Genomic DNA, 13,936 nt, shown 5'->3' with positions numbered 1-13,936 from the left:
AGCTGAACCGGCTTCCCATGGCCGAGGCCCTGCCCCGGCTGCGGGAGGCCCTCACCGTCTGCGGGGCAGCCGTCGTGCACGCTCCGCCGGGCACCGGAAAGACGACGCTGCTCCCGCTCGCCCTGGCCGGGCTGTTGTCCGACGGCGCACCCGCACGCACCGTCCTGGTGGCCGAGCCGCGCCGGATGGCGGCGCGGTCGGCGGCGCGCCGGATGGCGTGGCTGCTGGGCGAGCAGCCGGGCGGGAGCGTCGGCTTCACGGTGCGCGGCGAGCGCCGCGTCGGCGCCCATACCCGCGTGGAGGTCGTCACCACAGGCGTACTGCTGCAACGCCTCCAGCGCGACCAGGAGCTGTCCGGTGTGGACGTCGTCCTGATGGACGAGTGCCACGAGCGTCATCTGGACGCCGACACGGCGCTCGCCTTCCTGCTGGACGTACGGGCCACGCTCCGCCCGGACCTGCAGCTGATAGCCGCCTCGGCGACCCAGGACAGCGCGGCGTGGGCGCGGCTGCTGTCGGCACAGGTTGTACACGGACGGGGGACGAGCCACCCGGTCGAGGTGCGGTACGCGCCGCCGCCCGCCGGGGTGCGGCCACCGCACGGCATGTGGGTCGATCCCGCCCTGCTGCGCCATGTGGCGGCGACCGTCCGGCAGGCGCTGGCGGCCGTGCCCAAGGGCGATGTGCTCTGCTTTCTGCCCGGTTTCGGCGAGATCACCCGGGTGGCGGGACTGCTGTCCGGCGTGGCGGCCCGCGTGCTGCCGCTGCACGGGCGGGCACCGGCCCGGATGCAGGACGACGTGCTGAGCGGCGGCGCGGACGGCGAGCGGCGGGTGATCCTCTCGACGGCGGTGGCCGAGTCGAGTCTGACGGTGCCGGGAGTGCGGGTGGTGGTGGACGCCGGGCTGGCCCGGGAGCCGCGAACGGACCACGCACGCGGTCTCGGCTCCCTCACAACGGTGCGGGTCTCCCGGGCGGCGGCCGAGCAGCGGCGCGGCAGAGCGGGGCGCGAGGCACCGGGCGTGGCGTACGCGTGCTGGGCGGAGGCCGAGGAGACCGGACGACCCAGGGAGCCGTCCCCCGAGATCGCGGTGGCCGATCTGACGGCGTTCGCCCTGCAGGCCGCCGGCTGGGGCGACCCGGAGGCGGCACAGCTCGCCCTGCTGGACGCACCGCCGCCGGGTGCGATGAGCGCGGCGCGGCGGACGCTGCGCGCGATCGGTGCCCTGGACGAGGCGGGCCGGGTGACCGGGCGGGGTGGACGGATGGCCCGCCTGGGTGTGCACCCCCGGCTCGCCCGGGCCCTGCTGGACGGCGCCACGGCAGTCGGCAGCGAACTGGCGTGCGAGGCGGTGGCGCTGCTGAGCGAGGAGCCGCCGCGCGCCTACGGGGACGACGCGGCCGAGGCGCTGCGGCGGGCCCGCGCGGCCCCGCGGGAGGAGGCCTACGGGGCGCGCTGGGCGGCGGAAGTGCGGCGGCTGCGCTCGCTGCTGGGTGAGCAGACGGCGCGGCCGGACGGGCTGACCGACGAGCAGGGCGTCGGCACGGTGGTCGCGCTCGCCCAGCCGGAGCGCGTGGCGCGGATGCGCGACGGGACGTCGTATCTGATGGTCGGCGGCACCCGCGCCGAGCTGTCCCAGGACAGCCCGCTGCGCGGCACCCGATGGCTGGCCGTCGCGGTCGCGGACCGGCCGGTGGGCGCTGCCTCCGCCCGGGTGCGGCTGGCGGCGTCGATCGACGCCCGGACGGCGTTCGCAGCGGCGGGAGCCCTGTACGACGTACGTGACGAGGTGCGCTGGGACCCCGAGCAGGGTGCGCAGGGCGCACCGGGCGAGCGCGGTGATGTGGTGGCGCGCCAGGTGGAGTTCCTGGGCGCCGTGCGGTTGTCGGCGCGCCCCCTGCCCGACCCGCCGCGCGAATCGCTGCGCAAGGCCGCACTGGAGGGGCTTCGGCAGCACGGAACCGGGCTGCTGCGATGGTCGGACAGTGCGGTGGCGCTGCGGCAGCGGCTCGGCTTCCTGCACCGGACGCTGGGTGCGCCCTGGCCGGACGTCGGGGACGAGGCGCTGCTGGAGCGGGCCGAGGAGTGGCTGGAGCAGGTGCGGTCCCGGGCCGACCTCGCCCGAATCGACGCCTCCCGTGTGCTGTCGGGGATGCTGCCGTGGGCATCCGGTGAGGCGGCGCGCCTGGACGAGCTGGCGCCGGAGCGGATCGAGGTGCCGTCCGGGTCACGGATCCGGGTCGACTACGCGCCGGAGCAGCCGGTGCTGGCCGTCAAGCTCCAGGAGATGTTCGGGGCGCGGGAGACGCCGCGGGTGGCGGACGGGCGGGTGCCGCTGCTCGTCCATCTGCTCTCCCCCGCCGGGCGCCCTGCCGCCGTGACCGCCGATCTGGCGTCCTTCTGGTCGGCGGGCTATCGCAGTGTGCGGGCCGAGCTGCGGGGGCGGTACCCCAAACATCCGTGGCCGGAGGACCCCGCCACCGCGGAGCCCACCCGGCGCACCAGGGCCTCCCGAGGGCGGGGCTGACCTAGGACTTCGCCCTCCCGTGGTCTGGCGACGGGCTGCCCCCGCTCGACGCTTGCAGGCTGCGGCTCTGGTGTAGCTGGTCGCGCAGTTCCCCGCGCCCCTTACGGGGCGCGGCCGCGGCGCGGGCCTCCAGGGCGAGGGAGCCGGCCAGCAGGAGACCCCCCAGCACGAGGAAGCCCCAGGGCAGATAAGTGGTCATCGTCAGGACGAGCTGCCGCTGGGAGGCGACCATCTCCACCGTCGCCTCCTGGTAGTCCGGGCGCATCTTCACATGCCCGGCGAAGGCGGTGAGCGGCTTCTTGCCGGGCTTGTCCGTCCAGCGCATCTCCTCCTTGTGGATCTCCTGACCGTCCACCGGGGCGCCGGTGGTCGGCTCGACCCAGAACATCCGCTTGGTGGTGTACCAGCGCTCCAGGCCGAGCTGCTCGACGGTCTCGGGGGTGGCCCCCAGCGGCAGCTTCTTGGGGACCTTCACCTTCGTCCAGGGAATGGTCTGCTCGAAGTAGTAGGTCTCCAGGCCGTGAACGGTACGGGTGCCCTTGTAGTGGATGGGGGCCGAGGTGCGGGTCTGGAAGTCGAAGTACTCGTAGTCGCGCTTCTCGGTGAGGAACGGCCACTTGTACTCGATGCCCTGGCGGCGGACCGGGTCGCCGTCCACGTGTTCGCCGCCCGCGTGCACGGGTTCCTGGGAGTGGGCGTCGAAGACGTACCGTTCGGGGATCTGCGAGACCATCTTGCCCTTGTGGTCGGCCACATGGCTGAGGGTGTCCCAGACGACGACGTCGCGGCCCGTGCGGTCCTTGACCTTCTTCGCCGCCGCCACATTGCCCTTGAGGGTCTGCACGATGCTGACCTTGGGCACCTTCTTCGACTTCATGGTGGCGTAGTCGAGCAGGGTGGCGTTCTTCGCCTCCAGGACCATGTCCTGGTACTGGCTGGGCGGGATCTTCGCCAGGCGGGGGAAGGCGTACCAGCGGATGAGGGGCGAGAGCGCGGCGAAGAACACCGCGAGGGCGAGGAGGATCAGGCTCGCTCTCCTGCGCATGCTGCCTCCTGCCTGTTGCCGGGCGGCTAGGGGCGGTCGGGGACGGTGGTGTGCAGCGGCTTCTTCGACGTCTCCCCGGGAGGGGCGCCGATCGCGGTGATCGCGAAGACGAGCGCGAGTGCGGCGGCCAGTCCGATCCCGGCGGCGATGAGAGCTCGCATGCGCTGGCTTCACCCCTTCTTGGTAGCCGGCTGGTCCGTGGTGGCCGACCGGTTGCCGGTTACCGACTTGTGAGCTGACGCCCCGTCAATTCCGCGGATCGCACCGTAGCAACGCCCGCGTGGGATGGGAACCGTGCATCACGGTTCCGGGCCGGGAAAGGGCCGGGCCAGGCCCCGCGCAGCAGACCGCCCCCGGTGCGTGGCACCGGGGGCGGTGGAGGGTCGTCGCGCTCAGCCCTTGATGGTGAGCTTCACCTTGAGAGTGACGCCGCCGTCGGCCGTCAGCGTCAGGGTGTAGGTGCCGGGCTGGTCGTCGGCGAACAGGTCGGGCAGCTTGACGACACCGTTGGCGTCCGTCTTCAGATCCGTAAGGCTGCGGATCGGTTCGCCCTGCTCATTCTTGCCGAAGTACGGACCGGCCTTGGCGTCCTGGCCGAACGTCGCCGTCAGCGTGGTGTTCGCGACGGCCTTGCCCTTGCGGGTGGCCTTGACCTCCACGGCCTGGGCGAACTTCGCGTTCTTGGCGGCCTCCAGCACGACATCGCTGGTACGGGCCAGCGTGTCGGCCTGCGGTGCGGTGACCGAGGCCGTGAAGCCGACCTTGCCCAGGTCCTTGCCGGGGACCGTCGCGTTGACGGTGAAAGAGCCGGTCTTGCCGCCCGCACTGAGCACCGGTGCCGTTGCGACGCCGTCGGCATTCGTGCTGACGGTCTCGCTCTTGCCGCCGCCCTGGAACGTCGCCTCCGTCTTGCCGCTGATGTCGAAGCGGACCTTGACGCCCTTGACGGCCTTGCCCTTGGAGGTCACGACCTTGACCGCGGGGCGCGCCGCGAACTTCTCGCCCGCGACCGCGGTGAGGTTCTCGGCGCCGACCCGCTTGATGGTGTGCGGCTTCGTCGGCTCGGGGCTGGGCTCGTCGTGGCCCCCGCCGCCCTCGTTGTTACCGCCTCCGTTGCCGGGCCTGTTCGGCTTGTTCGGCTTGTTCGGCTTGTCGTGGGAGCCACCGCCCTTGCCGGGCCGCTTGCCGCCGCGCTCCGGCGAGCCCTTGTCCGGGCCGCCACCGGACTCGCCTAGGCCGGGAGCGGTGGGCAGCACCGAAAGGTCGCGGTCCGGTACCGCATGGGTGCCCTTGCGGTAGAACTCGTACCAGGCCAGCACGGTGCGCAGATAGTCGCTGGAGTTGTTGTAGCTGAGGATCGCCCGGTCCAGATCGGCACCGGTGGACAGATCACGGCCCCCCGCGCACAGATAGTCGCCGGCGGCGAGCGCGGCGTCGTGGACGTTGTTGGGGTCCTTGCGGCCGTCGCCGTTGCCGTCGGCACCCCACCGGTCCCAGGTGGAGGGGATGAACTGCATGGGGCCGACCGCGCGGTCGTAGTCGGCGTCGCTGTCCCACCGGCCGCCGTCGGTGTCCTTGATGTTCGCGAAACCCTGGCCGTTGAGCACCGGACCCAGGATGGGACGCAGCGTCGTGCCCTCCTTGTCGACGGCGCCGCCGCGGGCATGACCCGACTCGACCTTGCCGATGCCCGCGAGGAGCTCCCAGCGCAGCCCGCAGCCGGGCGTTCGGGAGGCGAGCGACTTGGCGGCCTTCTTGTAAGCGGCCAGCACGGAGGCCGGTATGCCGGACTCGCCACCCGCGCCGGGCTCGGAGGCGCCGGGCGGGTGCGGGGACTCCAGCGGGGGCAGCTCCGTCTCGTAGCTGTCGTCACCGGGCGTGCGGTCGCTCGCGGCACCCGACCGGCCATCGTCGTGGTCGCCACCGAGTTCCACACCGGGTGCCTGGGAGGCGGTCAGCGCCGCCATGACGACGGCCGCGATCGCTGTACCACCCAGACCCCTGCGGTATCTGGTGCTGCGAAGCCCGCCGCGACGCCGGTGTCCCGTCGCTGTGGTGGCCGCCCGCTGTGCGGCGTGCCTGCCCCGGTTTCGCGCCATAGGTCAGTCCCCGTCCTCTCCCCTTCGGACGCAATCACCGCGACCTTACGGCAGAGTCAGGCCCCAAGTCAGCGGCCTCCGGCCACTTATGGCGCCTCTGACCCGCTTTCCCGGCCGGTTTTCGCGGAGTTTGCCCCGTGGTGTCCCCAACATCCGCGAAGCGACGCCCGCCGGGGCGCCGAAGCGCCCTCGGGTGCCCCCGGTGTGCCCTCGGCCGGGGGCGCGTCCCCTCGCGGCTCTCAGTGTGCCGCCGACTCCCAGTCCAGACCGACACCTACCGACACATCCAGCGGCGCCCGCAGCGAGACGGCCGTGGACATCTCGGAGCGGACCAGCTTCTCGGCCTGCTCCCGCTCCCCCGGCGCGATCTCCAGCACGATCTCGTCGTGCACCTGGAGCAGCATCCGGGAGCGCAGTCCGGCCGCCCGCAGCGCCGCGTCGACCTTGAGCATGGCGACCTTGACGATATCGGCGGCGGTGCCCTGGATCGGCGCGTTCAGCGCCATCCGCTCGGCCATCTCGCGGCGCTGCCGGTGGTCACTGGTGAGGTCGGGCAGATAGCGGCGGCGGCCCATGATCGTGTGGGTGTAGCCGGTGGCACGGGCCTCCTCGACCGTGCGGTGCAGATAGTCCCGCACTCCGCCGAAGCGCTCGAAGTAGGTGTCCATCAGCTTGCGCGCCTCGTCGGGGGTGATCCCCAGTTGCTGCGAGAGCCCGAAGGCCGAGAGCCCGTACGCCAGTCCGTAGGACATCGCCTTGATCTTGCGGCGCATCTCCGCGTCGACGGCCGTCTTCTCGACGCTGAAGACCTGCGCCGCGACCGTGGTGTGCAGATCCTCACCGGAGGTGAACGCCTCGATCAGGCCCTCGTCCTGAGACAGGTGCGCCATCACCCGCAGTTCGATCTGGCTGTAGTCGGCCGTCATCAGCGACTCGTAACCCTCACCGACGCGGAAACCGCGGCGGATCGCGCGGCCCTCGTCCGTGCGGATCGGGATGTTCTGCAGATTCGGGTCCGTGGAGGAGAGCCGGCCGGTGGCGGCGACCGTCTGGTTGAACGTGGTGTGGATACGCCCGTCCGGGGCGATGGTCTTGATCAGCCCCTCGACCGTGGTGCGCAGCTTCTGCTGCTCGCGGTAGCGCAGCATGATCACCGGCAGTTCGTGCTCGGTCTGGGCCGCCAGCCAGGCCAGCGCGTCCGCGTCCGTCGTGTAGCCCGTCTTCGTCTTCTTCGTCTTGGGCAGGCCCAGCTCGCCGAAGAGGACCTCCTGGAGCTGCTTGGGCGAGCCCAGATTGAACTCGTGGCCCACCGAGGCGTGCGCCTCGCCGACCGCCTGCTGCACCGCGTCGGCGAACTGCTGCTCCAGCCTCGTGAACCACTCGCGGTCCGCGCAGATACCGGCACGCTCCATCCGGGAGAGCACCTCGGAGGTCGGCAGCTCCAGCTCGCGCAGCAGATCGGCGGCCCCCACCTGCTCCAGGCGCTCCTCGAAGGCGCCCCCCAGATCGAGGATGGTCCGCGCCTTGATCATGAGGGCTTGCGCCTCGGCCTGTTCGTCCACCCCCAGCGCCAGCTGGCCGTCGGCCTCGGCCGTGGGGCCCAGCTCGCGGCCCAGATACTCCACGGACAGCGCGTCCAGCGCGAAGGAGCGGCGGCCCGGCTTGTCCAGATAGGCGGCCAGCGCGGTGTCCATCCAGACGCCGGCCACCTGCCATCCGTGGTCGGCGAAGACCCGCATCAGCGCCTTCGCGTCGTGCATGGCCTTGGAGCGGTCGGCGTCGGCCAGCCAGGCGGCGAACGCCCGCTCCTCCGCCTCGGTCAGCTCGGCCGGGTCGAACCAGACGGCCGGGCCCGCGCCGGTGGCCAGCGCGATCTCGCTGACGCTGCCGCTGCCCTGCTTCCACACATCGACGGTGGCCACCCCGAGCGGGGCGGCACCGTGCTGCTCCAGCCAGGGGGCGAGCTCGCCGGCCTGCGCCACCGTGCCGTCCACCTCGATACCGTCGGCCGAGGCGGGCTCCTCGGCCTGGGCCGCCGCGCCCGGGTCCACGGCGAAGAGGCGGTCGCGGAAGTTCTGGTGGCGGAACTCCAGGGTGTCCAGGATGACGGCGAGCGCGTCGCGGTCGTAGGGAGCGCGCACCAGGTCCTCGGGGCGGTCCGGCAGCGCCACGTCGCGGACCAGCTCGGTCAGCCGGCGGTTGAGCAGCACGGACTCCAGGTGGGCGCGCAGGTTCTCGCCCGCCTTGCCCTTGACCTCGTCGACGCGCTCGGCCAGCTCGGCGAGGGAGCCGAACTGGTTGATCCACTTGGTGGCCGTCTTCTCCCCCACACCGGGAATGCCGGGAAGGTTGTCCGAGGGGTCACCGCGCAGCGCCGCGAAGTCCGGGTACTGCTGCGGGGACAGCCCGTACTTCTCGTGCACCTTCTCGGGGGTGTAGCGGGTCAGCTCGGAGACGCCCTTGGTCGGGTACAGCACCGTGACGTTGTCGCTGACGAGCTGGAAGGTGTCCCGGTCACCGGTGACGATCGACACCTTGAAGCCCTCGGCCTCGGCCTGGGTGGCCAGCGTGGCGATCACATCGTCCGCCTCGTAGCCGTCGATGGCGTAGCGGCGGACGCCCATCGCGTCGAGCAGCTCGCCGATCAGCTCCACCTGGCCCTTGAACTCGTCCGGGCTCTTGGATCTGTTCGCCTTGTACTCCGCGAACTGCTCGGAGCGCCAGGTCTTGCGGGAGACGTCGAAGGCGACGGCGAAGTGGGTGGGGGCCTCGTCGCGCAGAGTGTTCGCCAGCATCGACGTGAAGCCGTAGATGGCGTTGGTGGGCTGGCCCGTGGTCGTGTTGAAGTTCTCCGCGGGTAGCGCGAAGAATGCCCGGTATGCCAGGGAATGCCCATCCATGAGCATCAGGCGGGGCTGCGCCTCGCCGCTCTGCTGAGAGGGTGCTGTTGGTGCCGTCTTCGGTGCTGCCTTCTTAGCCACGTGCCCGATCCTCGCATGCGGGTCCGACAATGGCGGGGCACGCTTGCGTTGTGGCTCAGGTCCCGCCGCCGGATGCCGGCCCGGTGGGCGGGGTTCTGCCGTCCCGGTCCGTTGGCCCACCCCGCCCGAAATCCACGGGGAGCGGGCTGCCCACGGACGCTGATCAGTGGCACCATCAGGTGCTATGAAGCGGAAGGCTCCCTCGGATGACCCGGTCCAGGACGCGCCCCGGGTGGCGGCGCCCGCACGAGCTGCGGCGGGGTTGCCTGCCGTAGGGCACTCGCTGCGGATGGCACGGCAGCAGATGGGGGTGAAGCGGACCGCGCTCACGCTGCTGCGCGTCAACCAGAAGGACGGCTTCGACTGTCCGGGGTGCGCGTGGCCGGAGGGTGACAAGCGGCACACCGCGGAGTTCTGCGAGAACGGGGCCAAGGCGGTCGCCGAGGAGGCCACCACGCGCCGGGTCACCCGGGACTTCTTCACCGCGCATCCGGTGACCGACCTGGCCCAGCGGTCCGGGTACTGGCTGGGGCAGCAGGGACGGCTGACCGAGCCGATGTATCTGCCCGAGGGCGGGGAGCGGTACGAGCCGATCAGCTGGGACGACGCCTTCGCCCTGATCGCCGAGGAACTGCGCGCCCTTGCCTCACCCGACGAGGCGGTCTTCTACACCTCGGGCCGCACCAGCAACGAGGCCGCGTTCCTCTACCAGCTCTTCGCCCGCGAATTCGGTACCAACAACCTGCCCGACTGCTCGAACATGTGCCACGAGTCGTCGGGCTCCGCACTGACCGAGACGCTCGGTGTCGGCAAGGGCAGTGTGCTGCTGGAGGACCTGTACAAGGCGGACCTGATCATCGTCGCCGGGCAGAACCCGGGCACCAACCATCCGCGGATGCTCTCCGCGCTGGAGAAGGCCAAGGCGGCCGGCGCGAAGATCATCACCGTCAACCCGCTGCCCGAAGCGGGGATGGAGCGGTTCAAGAACCCGCAGACCGCCAAGGGGCTGGCCGCGGGCGGCACCCCGCTGACCGATCTGTTCCTGCAGATCCGCCTCGGCGGCGACCAGGCCCTCTTCCGGGCGCTGAACCGCATGATCCTGGAGCGGGACGGCGCCGTCGACACGGAGTTCGTACGGGAGCACACACACGGTTTCGAGGAGTTCGCGCAGACCGCGCGCGCCACCGACTGGGACGCGACGCTGGCCGCGACCGGCCTGGAGCGCGCCGAGATCGAGCGCGCCCTGGAGCTGGTGCTGGCCTCCCGCCGCACCGTGGTGTGCTGGGCGATGGGGCTGACCCAGCACAAGCACTCGGTGCCCACCATCCGCGAGGTGGTCAACTTCCTGCTGCTGCGGGGGAACATCGGCCGCCCCGGCGCCGGGGTGTGCCCGGTGCGCGGCCACAGCAATGTGCAGGGCGACCGCACGATGGGCATCTTCGAGCGGCCCGCGCCCGCCTTCCTGGACGCGCTGGAGAAGGAGTTCGGCTTCGCCCCGCCGCGCGAACACGGCTACGACGTCGTACGGGCCATCCGCGCGATGCGCGACGGACTGGTGAAGGTGTTCTTCGCGATGGGCGGCAACTTCGTGGCCGCCTCGCCCGACACCCAGGTGACCGAGGCGGCGATGCGCCGGGCGCGGTTGACCGTGCACGTGTCCACCAAGCTCAACCGCTCGCACTGTGTGACGGGCGCACGGGCGCTCATCCTGCCGACGCTGGGCCGCACCGAGCGCGACACCCAGCACGGCGGTGACCAGTTCGTCACCGTCGAGGACTCGATGGGCATGGTGCACGCCTCACGGGGACGGCTGGAGCCGGCCGGTGAGCAGCTGCTGTCCGAGCCCGCGATCGTCGCCCGGCTGGCGCGGGCCGTGCTGGGCGAGGCGTCGAGCACACCATGGGCACGGTTCGAGGGCGACTACGGGCTGATCCGCGACCGCATCGCACGTGTGGTGCCCGGCTTCGAGGACTTCAACGCCAAGGTGGCCCGCCCCGGAGGGTTCGCGCTGCCGCACGCGCCGCGGGACGAGCGGCGCTTCCCCACCGCGACGGGGAAGGCCAACTTCACGGCCGCGCCGGTGGAGTACCCGCAGGTTCCTCAGGGGCGGCTGCTGCTGCAGACACTGCGCTCCCACGACCAGTACAACACCACCGTCTACGGGCTCGACGACCGCTACCGGGGCATCAGGAACGGCCGCCGGGTGGTGCTCGTCCACCCCGAGGACGCGGCGGCCCACGGGCTGGCGGACGGGGCGTACGCCGACCTCACCAGCGAGTGGAGCGACGGCCGGGAGCGGGTGGCGCGCGGGTTCCGCGTCGTCCACTACCCGACGGCGCGCGGGTGCGCTGCCGCGTACTACCCGGAGACCAATGTGCTGGTCCCGCTCGACGCGACGGCGGACACGAGCAACACCCCCGCCAGCAAGTCGATCGTGATCAGGCTCACTCCGTCCGAAGCCGACTGACGGCTCAACGGGCTTAAGCTCGGATCGGCCGGTTGAACAGCACATGATCGGAGCAGCGGCACATGGGTGAGCAGCAGACCACCACCACGTTCCCCCAGGAGGTCCTGGACCAGTGGAAGGGGTCGGGGGTCGACCTGCCCGCGCTGTTCTCGGCCGGGAAGCTGGGCGAGCGGATGGGCCTGGAGATCCTTGAGGCCTCGCCCGAGCGGGTGGTCGGCACCCTGCCGGTCGAGGGCAACACCCAGCCGTACGGGCTGCTGCACGGCGGGGCCTCCGCGGTGCTCGCCGAGACGCTGGGTTCCGTGGGCGCGATGCTGCACGGCGGGCCCGGCAAGGCCGCCGTGGGAGTGGACCTCAACTGCACCCACCACCGCGGCCCGCGCTCCGGGGTGGTGACCGGCGTGGCCACGCCGGTGCACCGGGGGCGGACGACGGCCGGCTACGAGATCGTCATCAGCGATGAGGAGGGGCGGCGGGTGTGCTCCGCGCGCCTGACCTGCCTGCTGCGTGACGCGTAAGCCCGCTGCGGGGTTCGGGGACGGGGTGCCCCTGCCCGTTGTCCGCGGGCTGCGGGCTGCGGGCTGCGGGCTGCGGGCTGCGGGTCGAGTGTGGTTGCGCACGCAGTTCCCCGCGCCCCTTTCTTGCATACCCCACCCACCTCGGGCGCGCTAACGTCCCCGTATGGGGGACGTTCTCAGTGGCGGGTCCGACAAACCCCGGCTCTCCGAGCGGTGGGGCGGGTTTTCCCGAGGTGTCCGGCGGTTGATCGTCGGCCTCGTCTGCTGTGCCCTTCTCGCCGGGGCGGCGGTCTGGATACTGCGAGCCGACCGGTCGGCTCCCGCGGCGCGGCACAAGGTGCCGTACCCGGTGCACAGCACGCGGATCACTTTCGTGCGTGTCTTCGACATCGACGCCCAGAAGCGCTCATTCCGGATCGAGTTGCGGGCAGTCACCAAGCACCTTGTGCTGGTGCGGCGGGTCACCCAGCAGTACGAAGCGCTGACGATGGAGCTCTCCCCGCCGCAGGCGGTCACGGTACGGCCCGGACAGGCGAGGCGGGTGCGGGTGACGGCGCGGGTCACCTCCTGCCGGGACCTGCCGGTGCGGGCACGGCTCCCTTTCCTGGACGTCACGTTGCGTAACGCGCGTGCGTCGCAGGATCTCAGCTTCATCCCCGGGGACCGCTACGCCCGGGCACTCACCCGCGTGTTCCGTACGGTATGCGGACCCGTTTCGCGCTCCTGATCGACGACCTGTTGACCCAACTGCGGCTTCGGAGCGGGAAACGCGTCCGCCATCTCCCCGTCATACGGGGTGCGTTGAGGAGCGCCGACCACCGGGCTGCCGGTTCCGTGACGGTCATAACAAGAGAGTCACATCCTGGATCCGACCTCTGCCCGACCGCACGGCAGCGGCCATAGAGTCACCGCCAGTCACCGCGCCGCCGGGCGCGCACGACGAGCTCCGTTCTGTACTACCCGTACGGCCCGGCGCGCGATACGGCCACCACTCCTTGGAGGCCGCGCCTTGGGGAAAGGACTGATCGTGCGTCACCGTTCCTTGCTCATACTCACCACCACCGTCACGGTGTCGGCTCTCACCCTGTCAGCGTGCGGCTCGCGCGACGACAAGAGCGGCGGCGGCGACAGCGGTGAGAAGACCACTGTCGTCATCGGCGTCGACGCCCCGCTCACCGGCGACCTGTCCGCACTCGGGCAGGGCATCAAGAACTCCAGCGACCTGGCCGTCAAGACGGCCAACAAGAACAACGAGGTCGAGGGCGTCACCTTCAAGCTGGAGTCGCTGGACGACCAGGCCCAGGCGGGCACCGGTCAGCAGAACGCCACCAAGCTGGTGGGCAACGACAAGGTCGTCGGCGTCGTCGGCCCCCTCAACTCGCACGTCGGCCAGTCCATGCAGAAGGTCTTCGGCAACGCCGACCTGGTGCAGGTCTCCCCCGCCAACACGGCGCCCGAACTCAGCCAGGGCCCCAACTGGCAGAAGGGCGACAAGAAGCGGCTGTTCGACACCTACTTCCGCACCTCCACCACCGACGCCGTGCAGGGCCCGTACGCCGCCCAGTACCTGTTCAACAAGCGGAAGTTGAAGAAGGCGTACATCATCGACGACAAGAAGACCTACGGCGCGGGACTGGCCGGCACCTTCTCCGACGAGTTCAAGAAGCTCGGCGGCAAGGTCGTGGGCACCGACCACATCAACCCCGACGACCGCGACTTCTCCGCCGTCGGCACCAAGGTCGCCAAGTCCAAGGCCGACTTCGTCTACTACGGCGGCGAATACCCCGCAGGCGCCCCGCTCAGCGCGCAGATCACCAAGGCCGGCTCCAAGGCTCCGGTCGTCGGCGGTGACGCCCTCTACAGCGAGGAGTACATCAAGCTCGGCAAGAAGAACGTCGAGGGCGACCTGGCCACCTCGGTCGGCGCCCCGCTGGAGACGCTCGACACCGCCAAGACGTTCATGGAGAACTACAAGTCGGCCGGGTACAAGCTCCCCTACGAGGCCTACGGCGGCTACTCCTACGACAGCACCTGGGCGATCATCCAGGCGGTCAAGGCCGTCGTGGAGAAGAACGACGGCAAGCTGCCCGACAACATCGACGACACCCGCAAGCAGGTCACCGAGGCCATGCAGGACGTCAAGTTCAAGGGTGTCACCGGTGACGTCGCCTTCGACGAGTACGGCGACACCACCAACAAGCAGCTGTCCGTCTACGAGGTCAAGGGCGGCAAGCACAAGCCCGTGCAGACCGGCACCTTCGAAGAAGGCTGATCCGGCACGCACGCCCCGCCCTTCAC

Annotated in this window: 9 protein-coding genes; 5 read left to right on the top strand and 4 right to left on the bottom strand. The window is 71.0% G+C overall.

The window, feature by feature from the left end; translation table 11 throughout:
- Positions 1 to 17: 17 nt before the first annotated feature.
- A complete protein-coding gene (hrpB, locus tag JW613_RS07370) occupies positions 18 to 2,528 on the top strand; it encodes an ATP-dependent helicase HrpB (protein WP_209210004.1) in 2,511 nt (836 codons plus the stop codon).
- A gap of 1 nt (position 2,529) precedes the next feature.
- Here hrpB and pgfA read toward each other — a convergent pair whose 3' ends face one another.
- The 4 genes from pgfA to polA form a co-directional block, all read right to left on the bottom strand.
- Positions 2,530 to 3,573: a cell envelope lipid trafficking protein PgfA gene (pgfA, locus tag JW613_RS07365; RefSeq protein WP_209209878.1), complete on the bottom strand. Its 1,044-nt coding sequence runs from the start codon at positions 3,571 to 3,573 to the stop codon at positions 2,530 to 2,532.
- A gap of 26 nt (positions 3,574 to 3,599) precedes the next feature.
- Positions 3,600 to 3,734, bottom strand: a complete 135-nt coding sequence (locus JW613_RS07360) for an SPW_0924 family protein (RefSeq protein ID WP_107488695.1) — start codon at positions 3,732 to 3,734, stop codon at positions 3,600 to 3,602.
- Positions 3,735 to 3,965: 231 nt separating this feature from the next.
- Positions 3,966 to 5,672 (bottom strand): lytic transglycosylase domain-containing protein, encoded by a 1,707-nt coding sequence (locus JW613_RS07355; RefSeq protein ID WP_209209877.1) that lies wholly within the window; start codon positions 5,670 to 5,672, stop codon positions 3,966 to 3,968.
- 239 nt (positions 5,673 to 5,911) lie between these two features.
- Positions 5,912 to 8,578 carry a DNA polymerase I gene (polA, locus tag JW613_RS07350; RefSeq protein ID WP_209210003.1) on the bottom strand — a complete coding sequence of 889 codons (2,667 nt, stop codon included), beginning with the start codon at positions 8,576 to 8,578 and terminating at the stop codon, positions 5,912 to 5,914.
- 259 nt (positions 8,579 to 8,837) lie between these two features.
- Here polA and JW613_RS07345 point away from each other — a divergent pair, with 259 nt between their 5' ends.
- From JW613_RS07345 to JW613_RS07330, 4 genes are all read left to right on the top strand, one after another.
- Positions 8,838 to 11,120: an FdhF/YdeP family oxidoreductase gene (locus tag JW613_RS07345; protein WP_209209876.1), complete on the top strand. Its 2,283-nt coding sequence runs from the start codon at positions 8,838 to 8,840 to the stop codon at positions 11,118 to 11,120.
- Positions 11,121 to 11,182: 62 nt separating this feature from the next.
- Positions 11,183 to 11,638 (top strand): PaaI family thioesterase, encoded by a 456-nt coding sequence (locus JW613_RS07340; RefSeq protein WP_209209875.1) that lies wholly within the window; start codon positions 11,183 to 11,185, stop codon positions 11,636 to 11,638.
- 349 nt (positions 11,639 to 11,987) lie between these two features.
- The gene (locus JW613_RS07335; protein ID WP_209209874.1) at positions 11,988 to 12,365 is read left to right on the top strand and encodes a hypothetical protein; all 378 of its coding nucleotides are present in this window, start codon (positions 11,988 to 11,990) and stop codon (positions 12,363 to 12,365) included.
- Between the two features lie 300 nt (positions 12,366 to 12,665).
- Entirely contained in the window at positions 12,666 to 13,910 is a 1,245-nt protein-coding gene (locus tag JW613_RS07330) for a branched-chain amino acid ABC transporter substrate-binding protein (protein ID WP_099879532.1), read from the top strand.
- Positions 13,911 to 13,936 lie beyond the last annotated feature (26 nt).

Origin of the sequence: Streptomyces smyrnaeus, assembly GCF_017676345.1 — a bacterium.
Taxonomy (GTDB): Bacteria; Actinomycetota; Actinomycetes; order Streptomycetales; family Streptomycetaceae; genus Streptomyces; species Streptomyces smyrnaeus.
The sequence above is the reverse complement of the archived record's forward strand: the minus strand, read 5'-3'. Positions and strand labels throughout refer to the sequence as shown.